This is a genomic window from Streptomyces sp. KL2 (genome assembly GCF_046529545.1).
In the GTDB taxonomy this organism is placed as follows: Bacteria; Actinomycetota; Actinomycetes; order Streptomycetales; family Streptomycetaceae; genus Streptomyces; species Streptomyces radiopugnans.
The window spans coordinates 4,145,987-4,172,622 of record NZ_CP127170.1; the positions used below are offsets into that span (position 1 = coordinate 4,145,987).

A 26,636-nucleotide genomic window follows, 5' to 3' on the forward strand; every position below is an offset into this window, starting at 1 on the left:
CCTCACCGGCGGGAACGGCGGTCCCGGCACCGAGGAAGGGCGGCGCCTGTGCGGAGGCGCCGCCCTTCCGCGCCGTGTCCGCGCCGTGGGCCGGCCGCCGTGTCCGTGCGGACGGCCCGGTGGACGTACCGGGGTCAAAGGCGTCAACTCCTGAACGCCTGACGGCTTTTCAAGATTGTTTTTGTCGAACATCTTGACGCTCGTGCAGGTGAAATCTACGTTGCCGGGATCTGAGAGCGCTCTCAGAGCTCCCCCACGGACACCCCCCAGGAGCCGTTCATGAGATTCCGCAGACGTCCCGCCGCGCTGCTGGCGGCGGTGGTGGCCACGGCCGCCACCGCCACCGGCCTCGGCGTCGTCGGGGCGGGCAGCGCCACGGCCGCCACCGTCCCCGTCGGCCAGGGCGGTTACAGCGACACCCGTCCCGCCGGAGCCGCCGGCCCGGAGAACAACACCGGCGCCCCCGTCAAGCCGAAGGTCACCTCCGCCGCCGCGGGCAAGCCCGTGCCCACCAACGACTGGTGGTCCTCCCTGGCCTTCCAGCGGTACCCCGACAACCCGTACTCCGAGAACATGTACGGCCACCCGCTCACCTACCGGGCCGTCTCCGGCGGCCTGGAGGTCGGCTACCCCACCGCCCACCAGATCGTGGGCGACGGCCGCCAGTACGAGTTCCCGCACAAGCGCGACCTGACCGTCGGCCTGGAGGGGCTCAACGCGCCGGACGCCAGGGCCGACTCCTGGAGCGACTGGACCGTCACCCCCCACTGGTCCGACGGCGCCCGCACCCTGCGCACCACCATCGGCCACGGCATGCCCTACGTGTACGCGCAGGGCACCGGCGGGGCGGCGCGGATCTCCGCCGCGAGCACCCCGAACGTCTTCGCCGACCAGGGCAACGTCCTGGGCGTCACCATCGGCGGCCACCACTACGCGCTGTTCGCCCCCACCGGCAGCGACTGGACCGTCTCGGGCACCGAGATCCGCGCGAACCTGGGCGGCAAGGACTACTTCTCGCTGGCCGTCCTGCCGAGCACCGACGCGCTCGCCACCTACCGCAAGTACGCCTTCAGCTTCGTCACCGGCTCCAGGGTGAGCTGGGACTACGACCGGGCCGCCGGACGGATGAAGGCCACCTACACGCTGACCACCACGGCGAAGGAGGGCAGCGAGCGCGGAACCCTCCAGGCCCTCTACCGCCACCAGTGGCTGCACACCTCCGACGCGCTGACCCCCTACACCTACGTCTCGCCGCGCGGGACGATGAAGGTCCGCGAGGGCGCCTCCTTCACCACCTCCCAGAAGGTCACCGGCGTCCTGCCGGGCCTGCCCCGGGTGCCCGCCGTGGACAAGGCACGGCTCACCGGGTACCTCAACGAGGTGGCGAACGCCGCCGACCCGTTCCAGGGGGCCACGGACACCTACTGGACGGGCAAGCAGCTCGGCAAGCTCGCCCAGCTGGTGCCGATCGCCGACCAGATCGGTGAGACGGCCGTCCGCGACAAGCTGCTCGGGCTGATCAAGGGGCGGCTCCAGGAGTGGTTCACCGTGGGCGGGCCCTCGGAGTTCTCCTACGACCGGGACTGGCGCACGCTCATCGGCTACCCCGCCTCCTACGGCAGCGACAAGGAGCTCAACGACCACCACTTCCACTACTCGTACTACGTGATGGCCGCGGCGATCGTGGCCCAGTACGACCGGGCCTGGGCGGCGGACTCCGCCTGGGGCGGCATGGTGAAGACGCTGGTCCGGGACGCCGCCAACCCCAGCCGCACCGACCAGCTCTTCCCCTTCCTGCGCGGCTTCGACGTCTACGCCGGGCACAGCTGGGCCGCCGGGCACGCGGGCTTCGCCGCGGGCAACAACCAGGAGTCGTCCTCGGAGTCGATCAACCTCAGCGCCGGCCTGGTCCTGTGGGGCGCGGCCACCGGGGACACCTCCCTGCGGGACCTGGGCGTCTACCTGCTGACCACCGAGTCCGAGGCCATCGCCCAGTACTGGTTCGACGCCGACCAGGCCGTCTACCCCCAGAACTTCGGCCATGACGTCGTCGGCATGGTGTGGGGCAGCGGCGGCGCCTACTCCACCTGGTGGACCGCCAACCCCGAGGAGATCCACGGCATCAACGTCCTCCCGGTGACCGGGGGTTCGCTCCACCTGGCCCGGAAGAAGGACATGATCCGGCGCAGCATCTCCGAGATGGAGCGGAACAACGGCGGCCCGGCCGTCGAATGGCGCGACATCCTCTGGGAGTTCCAGGCCCTGGCCGACCCCGCGAAGGCCAAGGCCCACTGGGACGCGCAGAACGGCGGCTACGCTCCGGAGGCGGGCGAGACGAAGGCCCACACCTACCACTGGATCACCACCCTGGACGCGCTCGGCGCCCCCGACACCGACGTCACCGCCGACAGCCCCACCGCCGCGGTCCTCACGAAGAACGGCACCCGCACCTACGTGGCCCACAACCACTCCGACTCGGCGGTGACCGTGACGTTCTCCGACGGCGGGAAGCTGAGCGTCCCGGCCCGCTCCACGGCTACCGGCACCGGCACGGCGGACCCGGGCGACCCGCAGGACCCGCCCGCCACCGGCAACACCTTCCACCCGCGCTCCGGCGGGACGCTGAGCACCACCGCGACCGCCACCCCGACCGGCGACACCATCGCCTCGGCGGACGGCGTCAACCGGGACGGCACCCCGTACCGGCCGCTCGTCTACGAGATCCGCAACGTCAACGGCAGCCACCGGTCCGGTGCGTCCACCGACTTCCGGCTGAAGGTGGACGCGGGGACGGCGGTCGGACTCGGCCAGCAGGCCCGGGTCTCCTACGACCTGACCGGTGACGGCACCTTCGACCGGGTGGAGACCTACCGCTACTTCGCCACCGACCCGGTGCCCGGCTGGGAGGAGTACGCGTCCGCCCGCGCCGGACTGAGGTCGGCCTCGGGAAGCCTCGGCGACCTCAGGGGCGGAACCGTCCGGCTGGAGGTGTGGAGCGCCATCGGCAACGCCCCGTCGCAGCTCCAGGTGGGCTCCGGCTCGGTGCTCACCATCCCCTTCGGGTGACCGGACCCGCCGTGTGCGCGCCCCGCACCCCCGGGCGCGCACACGGCGGCCCCGGCGGCATGGCGTACGGTCGGAGCGCGGCCCCGGTCCGGTCGACTCCCGGGGTCGGCAGCACAGTCGACCGCCTGATCGGAGACCACACCGTGCGTACCCGCCGTATCCGCCGTGCCCGCGCCGCCGCGCTCGCCGTCCCCGTCGCGTTACTGCTGCCGTCGTGTTCCGTAAGCGCGGACCGGGAGGTGGACGGCGGCCCCTCGCCCTCCCGGTCCGCGGTCACGGAGACGACGGCCGGGCCGGCCTCCGAGGAACTGCGGAGCATCGCCTCCGCCTCGGCGGAGGCCGAGGAGTCCGCCGCATTCTCGCCGCCGAGCCCGGGCCCCGAGGCGGTCCGCGACGCCTTCGCCGGGCTCCAGGCCACTTTGAACGACTCCTGCGGCACCCCGGGGAACTGCGAGTACCTGCTCAACCGGGTCGTCGGCGAACTCGAACGCCTCGACGCGGCGATGAAGGCCGACGGCAAGGGCCCCGGCCACTTCCCCGAGCCGATCGAGTGGATCGCGGCGATGCGGGAGCGGATCGGTGAGGACCGCTCCTACGAGCACCTCAAGTCCCACCAGGATCTGATCTTCGGCACCCGCGACCGGATCAACGTCTGGATGCAGGACCACCCGGACGACTACCGCTGACGCGCCTGCCGACGCATCCGCCGCCGCACCTGCCGGGCGCGGCGGGGCCGCACGGCGGGCCCCGCCGCGCCCGGGGCGGGTTCAGGAGCGGAACGGGCCGCGCACCTCGTAGGTGATGCCGCCCGAGCCGCTGCCGCTGGTGCCGCGCTGGCTGGAGAAGTACAGCCGGGAGCCGTCGGGGGAGAAGGCCGGGCCGGTGATCTCCGAGGACGACTGGCCGTCGATCCGCAGGAAGGGCGCGACCACGTCGTCCGGTGTGATGACGCAGATCTCCATGTTGCCCCCGTCCTCGGCGACGAAGAGGTCGCCGGAGGCGGACCCGGTGACGTTGTCGACGCCCGTCAGCGGGGCGGTGCCGGAGACCAGGGAGTCGTCGTAGGCCAGCGTGATCGTGTTGTTCGCCGCGTCGAGCCGCCACACCCGGCCGTCGCCCTTGGTGGTGAACCAGCAGGTGCCGTCCGCGTAGTGGCAGCCCTCGCCGCCGTTGAAGTGCTTGGCGGCGGAGACCTGGTGGCGGGTGGCGGTGGAGGCGGCCGACGGGTCCGGGACGCGGGCCCAGCCTATGGAGCCGGAGGTGCCCGAGCCGCCCGTCATCACCTCCAGCGTCCCCGAGGACAGGTCGCCCCAGGTGGTGGGGCGGAAGCGGTAGAGGCAGCCGTCGGAGACGTCCTCGGTCAGGTAGATCACCTTGCGGACCGGGTCGGCTGCCGCCGCCTCGTGCTTGAAGCGGCCCATGGCGTCCCGGCGCACCGCGGGCTTCACGCCCCACGGGTCGGTCTCGTAGACGTAGCCGCGGTCGACCTCCTCGCACGACAGCCAGGTGTTCCACGGGGTCTTGCCGCCCGCGCAGTTCTGCCGGGTGTTGGACAGGACGCGGTGGGCGCCGGTGATGTTCCCGGAGGAGTCGAAGCGCACGGCGCCCGCGCCGCCGCCGGGGTTGATCTCGGAGTTGGAGACGTAGATCCAGCCGCTGCCGTCGGCGTAGCAGGCGCCGCCGTCGGGGGCGTTGTGCCAGGTGTAGGAGGTGCCGGGCACCCTCTGCCCGGAGCGGGCGATCACCCGGCTGGTGAAGCCCTGGGGCAGCCGGATGCCGTTGGCGTCGGCCGGGCGCAGGGCCCCGTAGGGCCCGGTGCCGGGCTGGGCGGGCGCGGCGTGGGCGGCGCCGCGCCACAGGGAACCGCCGAAGGCGGCCACCGAACCGGTGAGTACGGCCCCGCGCAGGAAGTTACGACGTTCCACGTTCACTCCACCGAAGTCGTCTGGCCCCGCGGCCGGTCGGGCGCGGGGTCGAACGACCTGGAACGGTAGGGATCCTGCTTTGACAGGGCATGAACAAACGGTCGCGCCGGGCGGCCGGTTGCCCCAACACCGGTCGTCGCGCCGGTTGCCGGCCGGTAGCCGCGGCCGGGCCGGGAGTGCGGCCGGACGGGCCGGCCCGGCGCGAGGCCCGGTGCCCGGCTCAGTGCCCGGCTCAGTGCGCGGCGAAGGCGTAGCGCACGCCGGTGAGCCGTTCGGAAGTTCTCCCACAGCCGCGCGGAGGCGGCGTCGTCGCGGGTGCGGCGGCCACCAGGCGGTGCTCGACGGTGCGGCGGGCCAGTTCGCGCGCGGTCACATGGCCCAGGCCGCTGCTGGCGCCGGTCACCACGGCCGTGCACCCGCCCGGGCGGGGGATGTCCCGTACCGTCCAGTCCGTCTGTGCCGCGGCTCCTCGCCTCGGCGCCCGCCCGCTCCCACGGTGACGGCGCGATCGTCTCCTTCGCGCGGCACAGCGTAGGCCGGACGGGACGCCGAGGCGAGGAGGGCGGCGCCCGCCGGGGGGCGGGGCGGGCGCCGGCTCGGAAGGGCCCGTGCCAGGACCGGACCGGGGCCCGTGTCAGGGCTGCAGGACGCGGACCTCCGCCCCGCAGGTCATCCGGCGGTCGAAGCCGACGGTGCGCTCCGGCCCGGTCAGGGTCAGCGGCACGGTGTGGCGCACGTCGGCACTGGACGCGGCCAGCCGCAGCTCCACCGTCCCGGGCTCGACGACCCGCTGCCCGGGCCGCACGGTGTACGAGGCCAGGTCGGCGTGGAAGTCGAAGACGACCTCGGCCGCCTGCCCCGGCTCCAGCGCCACCCGCGTGTAGCCGACCAGCTGGACGACCGGCCGGGCGACGCGCGCCACGGGGTCGTGCAGATAGAGCTGGACGACCTCGGTGCCTGCCCGCTCGCCGGTGTTGCGCACGGTGACGCGGATCTCGGCGGAGCCGTCGGTCGGCAGCGTGTCGGCGCCGGCGCCCGCCGCCTCCCACTCGAAGGAGGTGTACGACAGGCCGTGCCCGAAGGGGTACAGCGGCGTCGGGTCGATGTTGCTGGCGTCGCCCTTGAGGCCCAGCGGCGGCACGAGGTAGGTCCACGGCTGGCCGCCGGTGCCGCGCGGCACGCTGACCGGGAGCCGGCCGGAGGGGTTGACCCGCCCGGTGAGGACCCCGGCGACCGCCGGTCCGCCCTCCTCGCCGGGGAAGAACGCCTGGACGACGGCGGCCAGCCGGCCCTCCCACCGGCCGAGCGCGTACGGGCGGCCGGTGAGCAGCACCAGCACCACGGGCTTGTCGGTGCTCTCCAGCAGGGCGTCCAGGAACGCCGCCTGGCCGTCGGGGAGCGTGAGGTCCGCGGCGTCGCAGCCCTCGCCGGAGGTGCCGCGGCCGAAGAGGCCGGAGCGGTCGCCGAGCGCCGCGATAACGATGTCGGCGTCGGCGGGGGAGTCGGTCAGCACCGCTCCGGGCAGTTCGGCGCCCAGGGCGTCCAGCAGCGTGGGGATCTCCACGCCGACGGGCAGCTCGGGGTGCTCGACGCCCACGTGCCGGGGGAAGGTGTAGCAGCCCAGCATGGCCGCCCGCTCCTCCGCGTACGGGCCGACCACCGCGATGCGGGCGGTGGGGTGCACGGGGAGCACTCCGCCGGAGTTGTCCAGCAGGACGACGGACTCCTCGGCCACGCGCCGGGCCAGCGCCCGCATCGCGGGCGGGTCCAGGTCCACGGTGCCGCCGGAGGCGGCGGGCGGGGCGGCCGACCAGTCGGGGTCCAGCAGGCCCAGCTCGCACTTCTGCCGCAGCACCCGCAGCGCCGCGCGGTCCACCAGTTCCTCGGGCACCTCGCCGGAGCGCACCGCCTTCAGCAGCGGCTCGCCGTAGCAGCGCAGGCCCGGCAGCTCCACGTCCACGCCCGCGGCCAGCGCCAGGGCCGCGGCGCGGGCGGGGGAGTCGGCGACGTGGTGGGCCAGCTCCAGGAAGGAGACGCCGAAGTAGTCGGAGACCACCGTGCCGGTAAAGCCCCACTCCTCGCGCAGCAGGTCGGTGAGGAGCTCGGTGTGGGCGGCGGCCGGGACGCCGTCGAGGTCGTTGTAGGCGTGCATGACCGAGCGGGCCCCGCCCTCGCGCAGGGCCATCTCGAACGGCGGCAGGATCACGTCGGCCAGCTCGCGCGGGCCGATCGAGACGGGGCCGTGGTTGCGGGCGCCGCGGGAGGCGGAGTAGCCCGCGAAGTGCTTGAGGGTGGAGACGATCCCGGTGGACTCCAGGCCCGCCACATAGGCGGTGGCCAGCGTCGCCACCAGGTAGGGGTCCTCGCCGATGGACTCCTCGGTGCGGCCCCAGCGCGGGTCGCGCACCACGTCCAGGACCGGCGAGAGGCCCTGGTGGATGCCGACCGAGCGCATGGAGCCGCCGATGGCCGCGGCCATCTCGCGCACCAGCGCCGGGTCGAAGGTGGCTCCCCAGGCCAGCGGGGTGGGGAAGATGGTGGCCTGCCAGGCGGTGAAGCCGGTCAGGCACTCCTCGTGGGCCAGGGCGGGGATGCCGAAGCGGTTGGCCGCGGCGACCTTCGTCTGGAAGGCCTCCAGGGCCCGCGCGCCCTCGGCCGGCTCCACGGGGGCGGTGCCGAAGGGGCGGGTGAGCTGGCCCAGGCCGTGGGGCAGCAGGGCGTCCAGGTCGACGGTTTCGGAGACCTCGTGCTGGAGCGGGGCGACGTCCTCGCCGTCGGACTCGGAACCGGGCCAGACGCTGGAGAGCTGTGCGAGCTTCTCCTCCAGGGTCATCCGGGACAGCAGATCGGCGGCGCGCTCCTCGACGGGTCGGGAGGTGTCCTGCCAGGGGTGGTGATGCATGAGGCTCCTTGTGCGGCGTCGGCGTGTCCGGCGCGCGTCCCGTGGGACGGGACGCGCGGATCAGCGTCCGCCGACTCCCATGAGGCCGTTGATGAGCTGACGGCGGGCGAAGAGGTACACGACGAAGATCGGCACGATCGACAGCACGACCGCGGCGAGCAGTGCGGGGATGTCCACCCGGAACTGGCCGACGTAGTCGTAGAGGCCGAGGGTGAGGACCCGGCTCTCGCGCGACTGGGTGAGGATCAGGGGGAAGAGGAAGTTGTTCCAGGCCTGGAGCGCCGCGTAGACGCCGACGGTGGAGATGCCTCCCCGGGAGAGGGGCACGACGAGCTGGAGCAGGACGCGGGTCTGGCTCGCACCCTCCAGCGCCATCGACTCGTACATCTCCTCCTCGATGTCCCGCATGGTGCCGGCCAGGATCAGCACGCAGACGGGCAGGCAGAAGGCCGCGGTCGGCAGGATGATCGCCAGCAGGCTGTCGTAGAGGTTCAGCTGGGTGATCAGCAGGTAGATCGGGATGATCACCGCCTGCGCGGGGATGGCCAGACCCAGCAGGAAGAACTGGAAGATCCGCTGGGAGGTGCGGCTGAGGGTGCGCACCACGGTGTAGCCGACGCACACCGACAGGACCACGACGATGGCCGCGGTGGCGACCGTGACGACCGCGGTGTTGAGCAGGTAGACGAGGAAGTCGCTCTCCAGCACCGTGCGGTAGTTGTCGAGCGTGAGGTCGCCCGGCAGGCTCAGCGCGCCCTCGTCGAAGTAGGAGTCGCGGTCCCGCAGCGTGGTGAGGACCAGGACGTACAGCGGCAGGCCGACGATGACCAGCCAGACGACGGAGGCGACGCCCGCCGGGACGTTCCACTTGCGGACGCGGCGCAGCCTGCCGCGCAGGCCCCGGTCGTTGCGGGCCTGCGGCTCGCCGGCCCGTTCGGCGGCGGGGGAGGGCCGGTGCTCCGGCCGGACGGCGGTCTTCACATCCCCTCCCGGGTGCTGCGCATCTTGCTGAAGCCGGTCGCCCGGACCATCAGCAGGGAGATGGCGGTGGCGACGATCACCAGGGTGGTGGCGATGGCGCTGGCGTAGCCCATGTCGTACGCCTGGAAGCCGGTCTCGTACATCAGGTAGGGCACGATCGTGGTGTCCGTTCCCGGTCCGCCCTCGGTCAGGATGAGGACGGTGTCGAAGAAGGTCAGCGCGCCGACGACCATCAGCACCGAGGAGGTGACGATGGTGTTGCGCAGCTGCGGCAGGGTGATGGAGAAGAACTGCCGCACGGTGCTCGCCCCGTCGATGGAGGCGGCCTCGTAGAACGACTTGGGGATCTGCCGGGCGCCGCCCTGGTAGAGCAGGGTGTGGAACGGGATGAACTGCCAGGCGGCGACGAAGGCCACGGCGGCGAAGGCGCCGTCGCCGGTGCCGAGCAGATTGCCGTCCTCGATCCCCAGCCACGGGCCGATCTCGGCGATCAGGCCGAAGTTGGGGTCCAGCAGCGACTTCCACAGCAGCGCCAGCGCCACGGAGGAGGCCAGCAGCGGCAGGAAGAAGATCGCGCTGAGGACGGCCCGGTTCCTCTGCCGGCCGGCCGACCACACGCCCAGCAGCAGGGCGACGGGCGTCTGGATCAGCCAGCTGACGCCGGTGAGCAGGACGCTCAGCCAGATGGCCTGCCGCATGGTGGGGTCCTCGAACAGCCGCTCCCAGTTGCCGGTGCCGCTGACCGAGGGGAAGTCGCCGAGGCCGTCCCAGCTGGTGAAGGAGAGATAGCCGACGAGCGCCATGGGGCCGACGGCGAACAGGACGAAGAACAACACGCCGGGGACCGCCCAGGCAATGCCCGGGCGGCCCACGCGCGGCGACGCGGTCGGTACTGCTTGCTTCACTTGAGGGCCTTCATGGCGTCGACGAACTCTTCGGGGCTGAGCTGCTTGTTGAAGAGCTTCTGGATGTTGGTGAGCATCGGCGAGGCCTGCTGCGCCGGCAGCGCCTGGTCCCAGGAGAGGGTGAAGTTCGGGGCGTCGCGCACCAGGTCGTACTGGAAGAGGGCGTAGTCGGGGGCGGGGTGCCCGGCGAGCATGTCCTCGGAACCGGAGGTGGTGGGCACGTCGCCGTTGTCCACCAGGGCCTCGGCGTACCAGTCCTCGGCGGCGGTCTTGACGAACTCCAGGGCCGCTTCGCGCTCGGCGCCCTTCAGCTTGGAGCTGACCGACCAGAAGTTGGTGGGGTTACCCACCACGTTCTTGGGGTCGCCCTTGCCGTCGGGGAGGGCGGGGAAGGTGGTCCAGCCCAGGCCCTTCTCGGCGAACTCCTTCTGGTTGGCCTGCTGGTTGGAGTACTCCCAGCTGCCCATCAGGTGCATGGCCGCCTTGCCCTTGGCGAAGAGCGTGGAGGCGCCGTCGGCGGTGTAGTTGACCGAGGCGTAGTTCTTGCCGAACGCCCCGCGGTCCACCAGGTCGCGGATGGTCTCGGCGGTCTTCAGCACGGCCGGGTCGCCCCAGGCCGAGGAGTCGCCGTCCTGGATGCGCTGGAAGACCTCGGCGCCGCCTGTGCGGTCCAGCAGGTACTCGACCCACATCAGCTCGGTCCAGGCGTCGGTGCCGGCGAGCGCGAAGGGGGTGACGCCCTCCTTCTTGAAGGTGTCGACCAGGTCCAGCAGGTCGTCCCAGGACTCGGGCGGCTGGGCGCCGGCCTTCTCGAAGACGTCCTTGTTGTAGAAGAGGACCACCGGCTGCATGCCCCGCATCGGGACGCCGTAGATCTTGTCGTTCACCTTGCCCGCGTTGAGGATCGAGGGCAGGAACGCGTCCTTGAGCTTCTCGTCCTTCTGGATCTCGGAGGTGAGGTCGACCAGCATGTCCTTCTCGACGAAGTTGCTGATGCTGCCGCCGCCCCAGTTGAAGAAGACGTCGGGCGCGTTGGGCGTGCCCATCGCGCTGCGCATCTTGTCCTGGTAGCCCTCGCCGGGCACCTCGACGAGCTTGGCCTTGACGTCGGAGGTCTTGTTGAACCGCTCGACCGCCTCGCGCTGCACCTTGGTCGAGGCGTCCTGGTAGACCCACACCTCCAGGGTTCCGCCGGCCTTCTCCTCGCCGGGCCCGCCGCTGCCGCAGGCGGTGAGCACGGAGGCTGCCAGCACCGCCGCCGTCAGCCTGGCGGCGTGGCGCCGCCCGAATCCCTTGCGGCCTCTCACGGCCGAGCCCTGCACTGCTGTTCGCATCGCATACCTTCCGGAAGGACTCCGAAAATTATCGGTAGTGGTGGTGGGAAAGTACGTACGCGTTTCAGCCGTGTCAACAGGTCTGACAAAAAACGGGACCTCTGGCCCGGCAGCGTGATGCGCCCGTTATATGGAGTTGTCCGGTCCGCTGCCGGGATCAGTTCCGCAGCGGTGCCGTACTGGCACGAACGACCAGCTCAGTGGCGAGTTCCACGCGCGGGGAGTCGATCTCCTCGCCCCTGGCCTGACGCAGTACGGTGCGGGCCGCGACCTTGCCCATCTCCACCAGCGGCTGGCGCACCGTCGTCAGCGGCGGAGCGGACCAGCGGACTTCCGGAAGGTCGTCGAACCCGACGATGCTGACGTCCTCCGGCACCCGCATCCCGCGCCGCCGCAGCGCCTCGATCGCGCCCAGCGCCATCTGGTCGCTGGCGGCGAACAGGGCGGTGGGCGGCTCGTCCAGGTCCATCAGCCGGTTGCAGCCGGTGAAACCGGACTCGTGGTAGAAGTCGCCCGGCACCATCAGCCGGTCGTCCACGGGGACGCCCGCGGCCTCCAGCGCGGCGCGGTAGCCGTCCAGCCGGGCGCGGCTGCACAGCAGCCTCGGCGGCCCGGCGATGAAGCCGATGCGGCGGTGGCCCAGCTCCAGCAGGTGCTCGGTGGCGGACATGCCGCCGGCCCAGTTGGTGGCGCCCACCGTCGGGGCGTCCAGGGCCGGGGAGCCGGAGGGGTCCACCACCACCAGCGGCACGCCGAGGCGGTGCAGCTCCTCGTGGAGGACCGGCTCCAGGACCGAGGTCACCAGGATCACGCCCCCCGAGGCGCGGGCCCGCAGGTTGCGCATCCACTGCCGGGCCGAGCCCGCGCGGTCGTGGATGGCCGAGACCACCGTGCCGAAGCCGACCTCGTGCGTGGTCTCCTCCACGCCGCGGATGATCTCCACCGCCCAGGGGCTGTCGAGATCGTTGAAGACCAGGTCGATCAGGGCGGGCCGGTCGCCGGAGGAGGCCGTGCGGCGGCGGTAGCCGTACTGCCGCAGCAGCTCCTCGACCCTGGCCCGGGTCGCGGGCGCGACGTCCGAGCGGCCGTTGACCACCCGCGAGACCGTGGGGACCGAGACCCCCGCCTCCTGGGCGATCGCCGTGATCGTGACCTTCTGCTCCACCTTGGGTGCCATCCTCTGCTCCGCGACTTTGCCGGCCGCGGCGACCGCGCCGTCCGTCATGCCGTCTCCCATGCTCTCTCCTCCACACGCGCACACCGTTGACGGGCGTTCCCATCGGCTCTACCGTTCCCGGCGCACCCTCGAAACCTTCCAACAGTCTTCCGGAAAGAGTTCCGGGGCGTCGAGAGAGGGACACCCCAGCATGAGGCAGCACCGTGTACGCACCGTACGTCGTTTAGCCCGGGCGGCCGTAGCCGCCTCCGCCGCGGCCGCGGCCCTGACCTTCGGATTCAGCGCCCCGAGCCAGGCGGCCGACCCCTCCCTGCGCGAAGTGGCCGAGTCCACCGGCCGCTTCATCGGCACGGCCGTCAACGACGGTCTGCTGGGCAACGGGACCTACAGCAACATCGTCAGCACCGAGTTCGACAGCGTCACCGCCGAGAACGCCATGAAGTGGGAGGCGGTCGAACCCCAGCGCGGCCAGTTCAACTGGGCCGGAGGCGACCGCCTGGTCCAGTTCGCCCAGGCCAACGACCAGCTCGTCTACGGCCACACCCTGGTCTGGCACAGCCAGATGCCCGGCTGGCTGCAGAACGGGTCGTTCTCCAACAGCGAGCTGCGCACCATCGTGACCGACCACGTCACCACCCAGGTCAGCCGCTACAAGGGCAAGGTCCAGCGCTGGGACGTGGTCAACGAGGCGTTCAACGAGGACGGCTCGCTCCGGCAGAGCAAGTTCTACCAGCAGCTCGGCGCGTCCTACATCGCGGACTCCTTCCGGGCCGCCCGCGCCGCGGACCCGAACGCCAAGCTGTTCATCAACGACTACAACACCGAGACGGCCAACGCCAAGAGCGACGGCCTGTACCGGCTGGTCAGGGACCTGAAGGCGCAGGGCGTGCCGATCGACGGCGTCGGGTTCCAGAACCACCTCATCGTCGGCCAGGTCAACGGCCAGGCGATCCGGCAGAACCTCCAGCGCTTCGCCGACCTGGGCCTGGAGGTCGCGGTCACCGAGCTGGACATCCGGATGCGGATGCCGTCCGACAGCTCCAAGCTCCAGCAGCAGGCCCGCGACTACCGCGCGGTGGCCGACGCCTGCCTGGCGGTCTCCCGGTGCTCCGGCATCACCGTCTGGGGCGTCAGCGACCGGGACTCCTGGGTGCCGGACGTCTTCCAGGGGGAGGGCGCGGCCTGCCCCTGGGACGAGAACTACCGGCCCAAGCCGGCCTACGACGCGCTGCGCGACGCCTTCATCGCGGCGGGCGGAGACCCGGGCGACCCGGGCGACCCCGAGCCGCCCACGGGCGACTGCTCCGCCGCCTTCACCGTCTCCAACCGCTGGGACACCGGCTCGGTCGTCTCCGTGACCATCCGCACCGGACAGGCCCTGAACGGCTGGCGCGCGCAGTTCGACCTGCCGGCCGGGGTGAACCTGGCCAACGGCTGGAACGGCGCGTTCTCGCAGAGCGGCCGCACCGTCACCGTCTCCAACGCCGCCTACAACGGCACGGTCCCGGCCGGTGGGACGATCTCCTTCGGCTTCCAGACCAGCGGGGGCGCCGCCCAGGACGGCACCCGCGTCAGCCTCGGCGGACAGGAGTGCGCCGCGGGCTGACACCGGCTCCCGTCCGGTGCGCCGGGCCGCCGGGGCAGGGCGGCCGGAGCGCCGGACGGGGCGGACGGCCCCGGTCGCGGCCCGCCCCACACGGGCCGCGGCCGGGGTCCTCTCACCGTTCTCCGCCGCTCTGCTCCGTCCTCCTGCCGCTTCCCGCCGTCCCGGGTGCTCCTCGGCGCGTGCGGACGGCGTACACCGGCACCGACACCGCGTCGTCGTCCAGACACCGGCCCGTGGCCAGGTCGAAGCGCTGCTTCAGCAGCGGGGAGGCCACGAAGGCCCGGCCGCCCGCCGAGCCCAGCAGCCCGCGCGAGAGCACGTATGCGCCGGTGAACGGGTCGCGGTTGCCGACCGCGTACGTCCGGCCCGCCCGGTCCCGGAACACGGCGATCTGCCGGCCGTCGGGCAGCAGCGCCGCCACCCCCCGCCCCGGCACCAGATCGGACAGGCGGCACACCGCGGCCCAGCCGCCGTCGGCGCGCACCTCCACCCGCACCCCGGCCGCCGTCTCCGGGGTCGTGGTCTCCGTTGTCACTTCTGTCGTCACTGCGGTCATCGGGCCGCGCTCCCTTCGAGGGCATCGAGCGTGCGGACGGGGATGTCGGGGCCGGACAGGAGGGTCAGGTCGGGCCGGACCTGATCGCGCTCGGCGACGAAGCGCACCGACGGGTCCGGCGCGCCCGGGGCGTTGACGAAGGACACGAACCGCCGCAGCCGCTCGGGGTCGTCCAGCGTCGCGGCCCACTCGTCGCGGTAGTTCGCCACGTGGTCGGCCATCAGGGCCTCCAGCTCGGCGCACAGCCCCAGCGAGTCGTGGACGACCACGTCGCGCACATGGTCCAGGCCGCCCTCGATCCGCTCCAGCCAGGCGGCGGTGCGCTCCAGCCGGTCGGCGGTGCGGATGTAGAACATCAGGAAGCGGTCGATCAGCCGCACCAGCTCGGCGTCCGACAGGTCCTTGGCCAGCAGGTCGGCGTGGCGCGGGGTCGCGCCGCCGTTGCCGCCCACGTACAGGTTCCAGCCGTTCGCCGTGGCGATCACCCCGAAGTCCTTGCTCCGCGCCTCGGCGCACTCGCGCTGGCACCCGGAGACCGCCGACTTCAGCTTGTGCGGCGCGCGCAGGCCCCGGTAGCGCAGCTCCAGGTCGATGGCCATGCGCACCGAGTCCTGCACCCCGTAGCGGCACCAGGTCCGCCCCACGCACGACTTCACCGTGCGCAGCGCCTTGCCGTAGGCGTGGCCCGACTCGAAGCCGGCGTCCACCAGGCGGGCCCAGATCGCCGGGAGCTGGTCGACGCGGGCGCCGAGCAGGTCGACCCGCTGGGCACCGGTGATCTTGGTGTAGAGCCCGAAGTCGCGGGCCACCTCGCCGATCACGATCAGTTTCTCGGGCGTGATCTCACCGCCGGGGATGCGCGGCACGACCGAGTACGAGCCGTTGCGCTGGATGTTGGCCAGATGGTGGTCGTTGGTGTCCTGGAGGGCCGCCTGCTCGCCGTCCAGGACGTAGCCGCTGGCGCCCAGCGCCGGGGCGAGCGAGGCGATGATCGAGGCGACGGCCGGCTTGCAGATCTCGCAGCCCTCCCCGCCGCGGGCCTCCCGGCGGCCGTGGCCGTCCAGCAGCTCGGCGAAGGTGGACAGCCGCCGGGTGCGGACGATCTCGTACAGCTCGCCGCGGGTGTGGGCGAAGCAGCCGCACAGGCCCTTGTCGACGGTGACGCCGCCCGCCTCCAGCTCGTCGTTGACGAGCGCGGTGAGCACCTTCACACAGCTTCCGCAGCCGGTGCCCGCCTTCGTGCACTTCTTCACCTCCGGCACGGTGGTGCACGCGTGCTCGGTGACGGCCGCGCGGACGGTGCCCTTGGTGACGTTGTGGCAACTGCACACCACCGCCTCGTCCGGCAGCGCGGACGGCCCCAGCGCCGCCGGCGCCCCGGCCCCGGCGGGCAGGACGAGCTGCTCGGGAGCCACCGGCGGGACGCTGCCGGTCAGCGGGCGCAGCATGCCGTACGCCTCGGCGTCGCCGACCAGCACGCCGCCCAGCAGGGTGCCGTCGGCGGCGACCACCAGCTTCTTGTAGACCCCGGCGCGCGAGTCGGAGTAGACGACGTCCAGGCAGCCCTCGGCCTTTCCGTGCGCGTCGCCGAACGAGGCGACGTCCACGCCCAGCAGCTTGAGCTTGGTGGAGGTGTCGGCACCGGTGAAGGACGCCCCGGCGCCCCCGGCGCCCTCCGCGTCCCCCGTACACACCGCGATCGCCTCCGCCGCCACCCGCGCCATCTCGTAGCCCGGCGCCACCAGGCCGTACACCGTGCCGTCCACGGCCCTGGCGCACTCGCCGATGGCGTACACCGCGGCGTCGGCGGTGCGGCACCGCTCGTCCACGGCGATCCCGCCGCGCTCGCCGACCTCCAGACCGCAGCCGCGGGCCAGCTCGTCGCGGGGGCGTACGCCCGCCGAGAAGACCACCAGATCGGTGGCGATCCGCGAGCCGTCCGACAGCGCCATCCCCGTGACGGCCCCGTCCGCGCCGGCGGTGATCTCCGTGCCGCCCACGCCCGTGTGGACGGCCAGGCCCATCTCCTCGACGGCGCGGCGCAGGGCGGTGCCACCGCCCTCGTCGACCTGGAGGGCCATCAGGCGCGGGTTGAACTCCACGATGTGGGTATCGAGCCCCAGGCCGCTGAGGGCGCCGGCCGCCTCCAGGCCCAGCAGGCCGCCGCCGACGACCGTGCCCACCCGGCTCCTTCCCGCGTACTCCTCGATGGCGAGCAGGTCCTCCACCGTGCGGTAGACGAAGCAGCCGGTGCTGTCGCTTCCCGGCACGGGCGGCACGAACGGGTAGGAGCCGGTGGCCAGCACCAGCGTGTCGTAGCCGATCTCCAGCCCGGCGCGCGAGGTCACCGTGCGCGCCCTGCGGTCGACGGCGACCGCCGGGTCGCCCAGGTGGAGCTCGACGCCGTGCCGCTCCATGAAGCCCTCGTCCACCAGGGACAGCTCCTCGGGCGTGCGGCCGGAGAAGTACGAGGTGAGCTGCACGCGGTCGTACGCGGGCCGCGGCTCCTCGCACAGCACGACCACCCGGGCCCGCTCGGTCACCTCCCGGCTCGCGAGTTCCTCCAGGAACCGCTGGCCGACCATCCCGTGCCCGACGAGCACGATCGTGGGGCGTGGCGTCCGTGGCATGTCTACAGGCCTCCATCGTTGGTGAGCAGGTGGAGCAGCGGGGCGGAGGGCAGCGGCTCGTCGCCCTCCCAGGCGCGGGCGAGGGCGCCGACGGTGCCGAGGTCGCCCAGGAGGATGCCGCCCACCAGCCGGTCGCCGCGGACGACGACCTTGCGGTAGACGCTGCGGGTGGCGTCGGCGAGGCGGACGACGTCGTCGCCCGCGCGGGGCACGGTCTCGCCGAACGCGGCGAGGTCCAGCGCGCTCCCGGGCCCGGAGGGCGGCGGGGCCAGCGTCAGCCGGGTCAGCGCCCGGGTGCCGGTGTACGCACCGCCCGCCGTTCCGCTTTCCGTGCCGCCTGCCGGGCCGTCCGCCGCGCGGTCCGCCGTTCCGTCCGCCAGCAGGACGCGGGCCAGCGCGTCGGCCTGCTCCTGGGCGGCGCCGGCCAGCCCGTAGACCCTCCCGCCGTGCTCGGCGCAGTCACCGACGGCGTGGATCCGGGGGTCACCGGTGCGCAGCTCGTCGTCGACGACGATCCCGTCGCGGACCTCCAGCCCGGCCGCCCGGGCGAGCCCGACCCGCGGGCGCACCCCGCAGGCCAGGACGACCAGTTCGGCCTCCAGCCGGTAGCCGTCGGCGAGTTCCACGCCGCGGGCCACGGCCTCCGCGCCGGCGGCCCCCTCCCCGGCGCTCCCCGCGGTCAGCAGGCCGCGGACGCGGCACTCGGTGTGGACCTCGACGCCCAGCCCCTCCAGATGCCCGCGCAGCAATGCCGAGGCACGGGCGTCCAGATGACGCTCCATGAGGTGTTCGCCCTGGTGGGCGAGGACGGCGCGCACCCCGCGCCCGGCCAGCGCGCGGGCGGCCGAGACCCCGAGCAGGCCGCCGCCGACGACGACGGCCCGCACCCCGGGCCGTACCGCCGCCTCCAGCGCCCGGCAGTCGGCCAGGGTGCGGAAGGGGCGCACGCCACGGGGCGGCTCGTGCCCGCCGCCGGGGAAGAGCCCGCGCAGCGGCGGCAGCACCGGGTTGGAGCCGGTGGCCAGCACCAGGGCGTCGTACGGCAGCGAGGAGCCGTCGTCGCACCTCACCAGCCGCTCGGCCCGGTCCAGCCGCACCGCCCGCACACCGCGCAGCCAGCGGGCGGCGGGCGGGGCGGGCAGGCCGATCACCTCCGGCGCGTACCGCCCGGCCAGCACACCGGCCAGCAGCACCCGGTTGTACGGCGCGTGGGGCTCCTCGCCGACGACCGTCAGATCCACGGCGGCGCCACCGGGGCAGCCGGTGCCACCGGGGCCGTCGGTGCCGGCGGTACCGAGGGCGTCGGCGGCGGCGAGCTGCCCGGCGAGCCGGGCGGCGGCCATTCCGCCGCCGATCACCACCACACGCTTCGTCGAGGTCATGCGGAAAGCGTGCGGCGCGGCTGTTTCCCGTCCGCATCACCGCTGTTTCCCGGCGGCAACACCGCCCTCAGCGCACCCGGGCCCCGGCTGTGAGCCCGGGGAACACCGCTTCCCCGGGCAGGACCCTCAGGGCGCCAGGCGGACGGGCAGCGCCGCGAGACCCCTGGTCCACGGCGACGACGCCCAGGCCAGACGCTCCTCGGGAACGGCCAGCCGCAGACCCGGCAGCCGCCGCCGCAGCACCTCCACGGCCGTCCGCGCGATCAGCCGGGCCTGCGGCTGGGCAGGGCAGGCGTGCGGCCCCGCACCGAACGCCACATGCGCGCGGTTGCCCCTCACCGGCCGCCCGCACGCGGGCAGCACCCGCGGGTCGCGGCCCGCGGCGGCCAGCCCCAGCACGAGCATGTCCCCGGCCCGCACCTCCCGCCGGCCCAGGCGGACGTCGCGCAGCGCGTAGCGGCCGGGGAGGTTCTGGGTGGGCGGGAACCGCCACAGCGCCAGGTCCAGAGCCTCGTCCAGGGTGAGGTATCCGCCGTCCAGCGAGGAGCGCAGACCCGGATCGGTCAGCAGCAGCCGCAGCGTGGTGGCGATCCAGTTCTTCGTCGTCTGGTGGGCCGCCACCACCGTCACGGCCAGGTTGTGCAGCACCTCCTCCTCGCGGAGCGAGGCGGGGTGCGTCAGCAGCCAGGAGGTGACGTCGGGGCCCGGCGCGCACCGCTTCTCCTGCACCAGGGCCAGCAGGAAGCGCTCCAGCCGGCGGCCGGCGTGGACGGAGTCGGCGTTCGCGGCGGCCGTGCCGGCGACGGCCTCCGCCAGTTTCCGGCTGACCGGCTCGTTCGCCCCCAGCAGCCGGGTGACGACCCGCGCCGGCAGGCGGTGCGCGTAGTGCGGTACGAGGTCGGCCTCGCGCCGCCCGGCGAAGGCGTCGATCAGCCGGTCGGCGGTGTCGCGCACCAGGCGGCCCAGCTCGCCGCCGTCGACCCGGCCCAGCGCGTCGGCGACCGCCGACCGCATCCGCCGGTGCCGCCGCCCGTCGGCGAACATCAGGGCCGGACGCCAGCCGACGAACGCCAGCAGCGGGGAGTCGGTCGGCACGCGCCCCTCGCGCAGCAGGCGCCAGTGGCGGGGGTCGTGGCTGAAGTCCCGTTCGCGGCGCGCCACCCGCAGCAGCTCCTCGTAACCCATGACCAGCCAGGCGTGCACCCCCGGGGCCAGGGCGACGGGCGCGACCGGCCCGTGTTCCGCGCGCAGCCGCTCGTACAGGGCGGGCAGGCCGTCGCCGTCCAGGCCCGGGCCGTACAGCGGTACGTGGCGCGGGCGGCCGGAGTGCCCCGGCCGGCCGGGGCGGCCGGGGCACTCCGGTGGCGTCTCGGTCCAGGGGCGGCGGGGAGCAGCGGTCATGGTGGCTCCGGGAGGGGGAGGAGGGGAGGGGGAGCGGTCCGGGGCGGCCCGTACCACCGGCAGACAACGCGCCGGCGGCCGACGCGGTCAACCGCCTTCTCCGAAAAGAGTCCTGGAATACCACTCAGGGGTGAGCCGGCGGGCGGCGGGCGGTGTGGATCAGCCCGCCAGAGCCCGGTCGAGACCCCGTTCGCGCGGCCCGAGGAAGTGCGGATCGGGGGTGAACGTCGCCTCCAGCCCGGCCTTCGCCGCGCCCGCCACCTCGCGCAGCGCGCCGTAGTACCAGGTGGCGTCGTGCGGTTCGGCGACACCGACGCCGTACGCGTCGATCCCGGCCGCCCGGCACAGGGCCAGCGCGCGGCGTATGTGGAAGCCCTGGCTCACCAGCAGCGCCCGCTCCACGCCGAAGATCCGCCGGGCGCGGGCGCAGGAGTCCCAGGTGTCGAAGCCCGCGTGGTCGCCGACGACGTCCTCGGCGGGGACGCCGCGGCGCACCAGGTAGTCCCGCATGGCGCCCGTCTCGTCGTAGTCGCGGCGGCTGTTGTCACCGGTGACCAGCACCGCGCGCACCCGGCCCCGGCCGTACAGCTCGGCGGCGGCGTCCAGCCGGTGAGCCAGGTACGGGGACGGCTCCCCGTCCCACAGCCCGGCGCCGAAGACGACCACGACCGGGGCGGCCGGTGCGCCGCCGAGGGTGCGGACGCGGTCGCCTGCGGAGACCGCGACCCAGGTCGCGGGCAGCAGCCCCAGCACGCACAGCAGCACCGCGGTCTGGAGGACCTGCCTCCTTCCGGGCTTCACGGCCCTCCCCATTCCCCTGGCCTTCACCTGGGCGGTCCTCACCTTGGCCTTTACCGAGCTGATCATCACACCGATGGAGACGGTCCGAGCCGCGCCGCGGTTGCCGCGGCTACGGTGGGCGGCACCGGACCGCGAAGGCGGCGAATGCGGTGCGGACGGCGAAGGCGGCCGGGAACGGGAAGAGACGGGAACGGGAAGAAGAGGAGCGGCGGCCATGGCGGAGACGGGCATCCTGACGGTGCTGACCACCACCGACAGCCGGGAGAAGGCCGAGGCGCTGGCACGCGGCGCGGTGGAGGCCCGCGTCGCGGCGTGCGCCCAGGTCTCCGGCCCGGTGACCTCGGTCTACCGGTGGGAGGGCGAGGTGCGCGCAGAGCCCGAGTGGCAGGTGCTGCTGAAGACGGCGGCGGCCCGCTACGACGCCCTGGAGGCGCATCTGCGCGCGGTGCACGACTACGACACCCCCGAGATCATCGCCACCCCGGTCGTCCGCGGCGGCGCGGACTACCTGGCCTGGGTCGCCGAGGAGACGGACGGCTCCTGAGCCGCGCGGCAGCCCTACAGGGCCAGATGACGGCGCAGGGCGGCGTCGAGGTCGGCCAGGACGTGTGACGGCAGCACACCGACCCGGTGCAGCAGCCGCTCCACGGCTACAGAGCGCACCTGTTCGCACCGGGCGTTGGAGTCTTTGCGCAGGCCGCAGTCCGCGGCCTTGAGGAGCACCTGGAACGGGTAGGCCCGTGAGGTGTCGGACGTCACGGGCACCACGGTCAGCACACCCCGGCCGGCGCGGTCCACCGAACGGTTGGCCGCGTCGTTGGAGACGATGACGGCTGGGCGTGCCTTGTTCGCCTCACTGCCGCGAGTCGGGTCCGGATCGACCAGATAGATGTCACCGCGCCGCATCGCCGGGCCCGTCCGCAGCGGTCGCGTCCCACAGCGCCGCTTCCTCGTCCTCGGCCCACTCCTGCCATGCGGCGGTGTAGTTCTGTTCGAGTTCCGAGGCGCGCAGCGACTCGATCGCGGCGTGTATCACGGCCGATCGCGACTCGATCTCGGCCCTGGCGGCGTATGCGTCGACGAAGGCGATGTCTTCCTGGGGAGGCTCACACTTACCTTCATGCCACAGGTGGTACATCGGTAGCTCGGTACGTGCTACTCCAGTTGCTACCGAGGTTGCCGCCCCGGGTCCTCCGCGCGCTCCACCCGGACCGCGCAGACCTTGAACTCCGGCATGCGCGAGACGGGGTCCAGGGCCGGGTTGGTCAGGGTGTTGGCGCGGCCCTCGCCCGGCCAGTGGAACGGCATGAACACCGTGTCCGGGCGGATGCCCGGGGTGATCCGGGCCGGTGCCACCGCCCGCCCCCGCCGTGAGACCACCGCCACCGGCTCCCCCTCGGCCACCCCGATCCGCTCGGCCAGCCGCGGATGGAGCTCGACGAACGGGCCCGGGGCGGCGCCGTTCAGCTCCGCCACCCGCCGGGTCTGGGCACCGGACTGGTACTGGGCCAGCACCCGGCCCGTGGTCAGCAGCAGCGGGTGGCCGGCGTCCGGTTCCTCCGCCGAGGGACGGTGGGCGACGGGCGCGAAGCGGGCCCGGCCGTCGTCGGTGGCGAAGCGGTCCAGGAACAGGCGAGGGGTGCCGGGATGGGGGGCGGGGGAGCGGTCCACGGCGGGGTCGTCGGCCTCGTCCGTGCCCGGGACCTCCGGGCACGGCCAGAAGACCCCGTCCTCCTCGGCGATACGGCGGTAGGTGATCCCCGAGTAGTCCGCCAGGCCCCCGGCCGAGGCCCGCCGCAGCTCCTCGAAGACCTCCTCCGGTTCGGTGGGGAACCCCCTCTCCCAGCCCAGCCGCGCCGCCAGCGCGTTCAGCACCTCCAGATCGGTGCGCACCCCGGGCGGGGCGTCCACGGCCCCGCGGCGCAGCAGCACCCGGCCCTCCAGACTGGTCATCGTGCCCGTCTCCTCCGCCCACTGCGCCACCGGCAGCACCACGTCCGCCAGCGCGGCCGTCTCCGACAGCACCACGTCGCACACCGCCATGAAGTCCAGCGACCGCAGCCGCCGCTCGACACGGGCGGCGCGCGGAGCGGAGACGACCGGGTTGGAACCGGTCAGCAGCAGGGCGCGCACATCGCGGCCGAGCGCGTCCAGCAGCTCGTACGCGCTGCGCCCCGGCCCCGGCAGCACAGCGGGGTCCACACCCCACACCCGCGCCACGTGCTCGCGCGCCGCCGGGTCGTCCAGCCTGCGGTAACCGGGCAGCTGGTCGGCCTTCTGGCCGTGCTCGCGCCCGCCCTGGCCGTTGCCCTGACCGGTCAGGCAGCCGTAACCGGACAGCGGGCGGCCCGCCCGGCCGGTGGCCAGGCACAGGTTGATCCAGGCGCCGACGGTGTCGGTGCCCTTGGACTGCTGCTCGGGCCCGCGCGCGGTGAGCACCATCGACGACTCCGCGCCGCAGAACAGCGCCACCGCCTCCCGCAGCGCGGGCACCGGCACCCCGGTGATCCGCTCCACCAGCTCCGGCCAGTGCGCCATCGCCGCCGCGCGCGCCTCCTCCCAGCCGCTGGTGCGCGCCGCCACGAAGCCGGTCTCCACCCGCCCCTCGGCCACCACCAGGTGCAGCATGCCCAGCGCCAGTGCCAGATCCGTGCCGGGGCGCGGGGCCAGGTGCAGGTCGGCGTGCTCGGCGGTACGGGTGCGGCGGGGGTCGACGACGATCAGCTTCCCGCCCCTCTCGCGCAGCTCGGTGAAGTAGCGCAGGGCGGGCGGCATGGTCTCGGCGGGGTTGGCGCCCACCAGGATCACGCAGCCGGTGCGCGCGACGTCCGCCAGCGGGAAGGGCAGCCCGCGGTCCAGCCCGAACGCCCTGTTCAGGGCGGCGGCGGCCGAGGACATGCAGAACCGGCCGTTGTAGTCGATCTGGGAGGTGCCCAGCACCAGCCGGGCGAACTTGCCCAGCGCGTACGCCTTCTCGTTCGTCAGCCCGCCCCCGCCGAACACCCCCACCGCGTCCGGCCCGTACGAGGCCCGTGCCGCCGACAGCCCCGCCGCGGTGCGGTCCAGCGCCTCGTCCCAGCCGGCCGGCTCCAGCGGCCCGCCGGCGCGGCGCCGGACCAGGGGCCCGGTCAGCCGCACCCGGGAGGAGAGCACGGCGGGGGCGGTGCGGCCCTTGCCGCACAGCGCGCCGCGGTTGACGTCGAAGGCGGTGCGCTCGACCACCTCGACCCCCTCCTCGCCCCCGGTGGGGCGCAGCCCCATGCCGCACTGCAGGGCGCAGTACGGGCAGTGGGTGTCCACGGTCGCCGCGGGCGCACGGGGGGTCCGTCCGGCGGGCTGGGCAGTCGTCGCGCTCATGCCGCCCAGCGTGCGTCGCGCGTGTTACGCCGCGCGCCCCCGCGGGTTACGGGCCCGGTACGCCGGGCTCAGCCCGCCGGGACCGGCGCCGTGAGCCGTGTGCAACCGGGTGTCACAGCGGCGCAACGGCGGGGCAACCGCGGCCCGCCACACTCGCCTCATGACCTCCTCCCTCCGCGCCCGCGCCCGCCCCCGCCCCGCGCCCCCGCTGGTCGCGGTCGCCCACGGCTCCCGCGAGCCCGGGGCGCTGCGCACCGTCACCGCACTGCTCGACCTCGTGCGGTCCCTGCGTCCCGGACTGCGGGTGGAGCTCGGGCACGTCGAGCTGAACGAGCCGCTGCTGCCGGACGCCCTGGAGGCGCTCCCGGCGGGGGAGGCGGTCCTCGTACCGCTGCTCCTCGGCCGCGGCCACCACGTCAAGCACGATCTGCCCGAGGCCGCTGCCGCCGCCGGGCACCTGTCCGTGCCGATCGCCGCGCCGCTGGGCCCGCACCCCCTGCTGGCCGAGGCGCTGGCCGGGCGGCTGGCCGAGGCGGGCTGGAGCGCCGCCGGCGCGTCCCGCACCGGCGGCGTGGTGCTGGCCGCCGCCGGATCGCGCGACCCGGACTCGGCCCGGGACGCCGAACGGACGGCCGCCCTGCTCTCCGCCCGCCTCGGCGGCGTCCCGGTGGTGCCCGCCTACGCCTCGGCCGCCGGGCCGACCGTGCCCGAGGCCGTGGCCGCCCTGCGCACCGCCGGGCGCCACGACACCGTCCTGGCCTCGTACTTCACCGCGCCGGGCCTCTTCGCCACCCGGTGCGCGCGGGACGCCCCCGGCCTGCCTGCCGCCCGTCCGCTGGGCGCGCACCCGGCGCTGGCCCGCCTCGTCCTGCACCGCTACGACGAGGCGCTCGCCCGGGCGCGTACGGCGGCCCGCGAGCCCGCCCTCCCCGCCCTCCGCCCGGTGCGGGGCGGACTGGCCCGCGCCTCCTGACCGCCGGCGGCGGCCCGCACCCGTCCCGCGCCCGTCCCGTGCCCGTGCGTGTTGTCACCCGGGGCGGCTAGCGTCGGTGTATGCGCGGCAGGTATGGCGATGCGTACGCCATGGACGACACGACGGACGGCACGGACGGCACACGGGGCACGGCGGACGGCGCGGCGGAGCACGTCGCCGGCTACGACGGCGCGGCGCTGGAGCGATGGGTGCCCGAGCCCGACAAGCGGCCCGGACGCACCGCCTTCCAGCGCGACCGGGCGCGGGTGCTGCACTCCGCCGCGCTGCGGCGGCTGGCGGGCAAGACCCAGGTCGTCACGCCCGACGCCGCCGCCCGGGCATGGGACGCCACCCCCCGCACCCGCCTGACGCACTCGCTGGAATGCGCCCAGGTGGGAAGGGAGTTGGGCGCCGCGCTCGGCTGCGACCCCGATCTGGTGGAGACCGCCTGCCTCGCCCACGACCTGGGACACCCGCCCTTCGGGCACAACGGCGAGCGCGTACTGGACGAGATCGCCGGCTCCTGCGGCGGTTTCGAGGGCAACGCGCAGTCGCTGCGGCTGCTGTCGCGGCTGGAGCCGAAGCGGTTCGTCGGACGGGCCGGTGAGGGCGGCGGGGACGGCGGCCCGCAGGTCTGCGTCGGTCTCAACCTCACCCGCGCCGCCCTGGACGCCGCCACCAAGTACCCCTGGCCGCGCGGCGGCCACCCCGCCGACCCCGCGTCGAGGAAGTTCGGCGTCTACGAGGACGACCTGCCGGTCTTCGAGTGGTTCCGGCGCGGCGCCCCCGGGCACGGGCAGTGCTTCGAGGCGCAGGTCATGGACTGGTCCGACGACGTCGCCTACTCCGTCCACGACGTCGAGGACGGACTCCACGCCGGCCACCTCGACCCCAACCTGCTGCTGGCCGAACCCGAGCGGCGCGAGGTCTTCGCCGTCGCCGCCGCCCGCTACGCGCCGCCCGGCACCGAGGAGGCCGAACTCGCCGAGGCCCTGGACCGGTTGCTGGCCCAGGAGTGGTGGCCGCACGGCTACGACGGCACGGCGGTCGCCCAGGCCCGCCTGAAGGACGCCACCAGTCAGCTCATCGGCCGCTTCTGCCTGGCCGCCGAGGGCGCGACCCGGGCGGCGTACGGCTCGGGCCGGCTGACCCGCTACGGCGCCCGCCTGGTGGTGCCGCGCGCCACGCGCCTGGAGTGCGACGTGCTCAAGGCCGTCGCGGACCGGTACGTCATGCAGCGCCCCGACCAGGAGCGGCTGCGCGGCGAGCAGCGCGACATCCTGGCCGGACTGGCCGAGGCGCTGACCGCCCGCGCCCCGGACGGCCTGGATCCGCAGTTCCGCGCGCTGTTCTCCGAGGCCGGTGACGACCGGGCCCGGCTGCGCGTGATCGTCGACCAGATCGCCTCCCTCACCGACGCCTCCGCCCGCCACCTCCACGCCCGCCTCACGGGCTCGGCCGTGTGACGGCGGCGTGAGGGCAGCATGACGACACGGACCGATCGCCGCCCCGGGGCAGGTGCGGGGGCTGGACGCCGTTCTCCGGCTGGCCGGGACAGGCGACGGGTAGGCACCGGTGGCCGGGGGGAACCGGTACCGCGCGCACACGATCGGGGGAGCGGGCCTTCGCCGAGGTCCGTA

General features: G+C 73.9%; 21 protein-coding genes. 6 read left to right on the plus strand and 15 right to left on the minus strand.

The features are described 5' to 3' along the window. Positions 1 to 279 precede the first annotated feature (279 nt). A complete protein-coding gene (locus tag QPK52_RS18625) occupies positions 280 to 3,066 on the plus strand; it encodes a glycosyl hydrolase (protein WP_410538609.1) in 2,787 nt (928 codons plus the stop codon). Between the two features lie 143 nt (positions 3,067 to 3,209). Then, complete coding sequence (locus tag QPK52_RS18630) at positions 3,210 to 3,752, plus strand: hypothetical protein (protein ID WP_410538610.1); 543 nt, start codon at positions 3,210 to 3,212, stop codon at positions 3,750 to 3,752. A gap of 81 nt (positions 3,753 to 3,833) precedes the next feature. On the opposite strand, the gene QPK52_RS18635 is transcribed toward QPK52_RS18630, so the two are convergent. From QPK52_RS18635 to QPK52_RS18665, 7 genes are all read right to left on the minus strand, one after another. Then, complete coding sequence (locus QPK52_RS18635) at positions 3,834 to 4,991, minus strand: alkaline phosphatase PhoX (protein ID WP_410538611.1); 1,158 nt, start codon at positions 4,989 to 4,991, stop codon at positions 3,834 to 3,836. A gap of 232 nt (positions 4,992 to 5,223) precedes the next feature. Then, positions 5,224 to 5,394, minus strand: coding sequence for a hypothetical protein (locus QPK52_RS18640; RefSeq protein ID WP_410538612.1), 171 nt, complete (start codon positions 5,392 to 5,394; stop codon positions 5,224 to 5,226). Between the two features lie 231 nt (positions 5,395 to 5,625). Then, the gene (locus tag QPK52_RS18645) at positions 5,626 to 7,893 is read right to left on the minus strand and encodes a glycoside hydrolase family 3 N-terminal domain-containing protein (protein WP_410538613.1); all 2,268 of its coding nucleotides are present in this window, start codon (positions 7,891 to 7,893) and stop codon (positions 5,626 to 5,628) included. Positions 7,894 to 7,953: 60 nt separating this feature from the next. Continuing rightward, complete coding sequence (locus QPK52_RS18650; RefSeq protein ID WP_410538614.1) at positions 7,954 to 8,874, minus strand: carbohydrate ABC transporter permease; 921 nt, start codon at positions 8,872 to 8,874, stop codon at positions 7,954 to 7,956. Next, positions 8,871 to 9,779 (minus strand): carbohydrate ABC transporter permease, encoded by a 909-nt coding sequence (locus tag QPK52_RS18655; protein ID WP_410538615.1) that lies wholly within the window; start codon positions 9,777 to 9,779, stop codon positions 8,871 to 8,873. The genes QPK52_RS18650 and QPK52_RS18655 overlap by 4 nt, the downstream gene beginning before the upstream one ends. Continuing rightward, on the minus strand, positions 9,776 to 11,032 hold the full coding sequence (locus tag QPK52_RS18660; protein WP_410540381.1) for an ABC transporter substrate-binding protein: 1,257 nt from the start codon (positions 11,030 to 11,032) through the stop codon (positions 9,776 to 9,778). Before QPK52_RS18660 ends, QPK52_RS18655 begins: the two co-directional genes overlap by 4 nt. Before the next feature lie 238 nt (positions 11,033 to 11,270). After that, on the minus strand, positions 11,271 to 12,290 hold the full coding sequence (locus QPK52_RS18665; protein ID WP_410540382.1) for a LacI family DNA-binding transcriptional regulator: 1,020 nt from the start codon (positions 12,288 to 12,290) through the stop codon (positions 11,271 to 11,273). Between the two features lie 190 nt (positions 12,291 to 12,480). On the opposite strand from QPK52_RS18665, the gene QPK52_RS18670 reads away from it, so the two are divergent. After that, the gene (locus QPK52_RS18670) at positions 12,481 to 13,896 is read left to right on the plus strand and encodes an endo-1,4-beta-xylanase (protein WP_410538616.1); all 1,416 of its coding nucleotides are present in this window, start codon (positions 12,481 to 12,483) and stop codon (positions 13,894 to 13,896) included. 112 nt (positions 13,897 to 14,008) lie between these two features. Here the strand turns inward: QPK52_RS18670 and nirD are convergent, their stop codons facing one another. The 5 genes from nirD to QPK52_RS18695 form a co-directional block, all read right to left on the minus strand. After that, positions 14,009 to 14,452, minus strand: coding sequence for a nitrite reductase small subunit NirD (gene nirD, locus QPK52_RS18675; RefSeq protein ID WP_410538617.1), 444 nt, complete (start codon positions 14,450 to 14,452; stop codon positions 14,009 to 14,011). Continuing rightward, positions 14,449 to 17,082, minus strand: coding sequence for a nitrite reductase large subunit NirB (gene nirB, locus QPK52_RS18680; protein ID WP_410538618.1), 2,634 nt, complete (start codon positions 17,080 to 17,082; stop codon positions 14,449 to 14,451). Before nirB ends, nirD begins: the two co-directional genes overlap by 4 nt. Positions 17,083 to 17,084: 2 nt before the next feature. Then, entirely contained in the window at positions 17,085 to 18,464 is a 1,380-nt protein-coding gene (locus QPK52_RS18685; protein ID WP_410538619.1) for an NAD(P)/FAD-dependent oxidoreductase, read from the minus strand. Positions 18,465 to 18,590: 126 nt separating this feature from the next. Next, positions 18,591 to 19,865 (minus strand): cytochrome P450, encoded by a 1,275-nt coding sequence (locus QPK52_RS18690; protein WP_410538620.1) that lies wholly within the window; start codon positions 19,863 to 19,865, stop codon positions 18,591 to 18,593. A gap of 159 nt (positions 19,866 to 20,024) precedes the next feature. Continuing rightward, entirely contained in the window at positions 20,025 to 20,678 is a 654-nt protein-coding gene (locus tag QPK52_RS18695; protein ID WP_410540383.1) for a vancomycin high temperature exclusion protein, read from the minus strand. Between the two features lie 202 nt (positions 20,679 to 20,880). Here QPK52_RS18695 and cutA point away from each other — a divergent pair, with 202 nt between their 5' ends. Next, on the plus strand, positions 20,881 to 21,210 hold the full coding sequence (cutA, locus tag QPK52_RS18700; protein ID WP_410538621.1) for a divalent-cation tolerance protein CutA: 330 nt from the start codon (positions 20,881 to 20,883) through the stop codon (positions 21,208 to 21,210). 14 nt (positions 21,211 to 21,224) lie between these two features. On the opposite strand, the gene QPK52_RS18705 is transcribed toward cutA, so the two are convergent. From QPK52_RS18705 to QPK52_RS18715, 3 genes are read right to left on the minus strand one after another with little or no spacing between them, the layout of a single operon-like run. Further along, a complete protein-coding gene (locus QPK52_RS18705; RefSeq protein ID WP_410538622.1) occupies positions 21,225 to 21,572 on the minus strand; it encodes a type II toxin-antitoxin system PemK/MazF family toxin in 348 nt (115 codons plus the stop codon). Next, complete coding sequence (locus QPK52_RS18710; RefSeq protein ID WP_410538623.1) at positions 21,559 to 21,804, minus strand: antitoxin; 246 nt, start codon at positions 21,802 to 21,804, stop codon at positions 21,559 to 21,561. Before QPK52_RS18710 ends, QPK52_RS18705 begins: the two co-directional genes overlap by 14 nt. A gap of 29 nt (positions 21,805 to 21,833) precedes the next feature. Then, the gene (locus QPK52_RS18715) at positions 21,834 to 24,023 is read right to left on the minus strand and encodes a molybdopterin oxidoreductase family protein (protein ID WP_410538624.1); all 2,190 of its coding nucleotides are present in this window, start codon (positions 24,021 to 24,023) and stop codon (positions 21,834 to 21,836) included. Positions 24,024 to 24,183: 160 nt separating this feature from the next. On the opposite strand from QPK52_RS18715, the gene QPK52_RS18720 reads away from it, so the two are divergent. Continuing rightward, entirely contained in the window at positions 24,184 to 24,996 is an 813-nt protein-coding gene (locus tag QPK52_RS18720) for a sirohydrochlorin chelatase (protein WP_410538625.1), read from the plus strand. A 110-nt stretch (positions 24,997 to 25,106) separates the two neighbouring features. Further along, positions 25,107 to 26,462, plus strand: coding sequence for a deoxyguanosinetriphosphate triphosphohydrolase (locus QPK52_RS18725; protein WP_410540384.1), 1,356 nt, complete (start codon positions 25,107 to 25,109; stop codon positions 26,460 to 26,462). Positions 26,463 to 26,636: the final 174 nt, after the last annotated feature.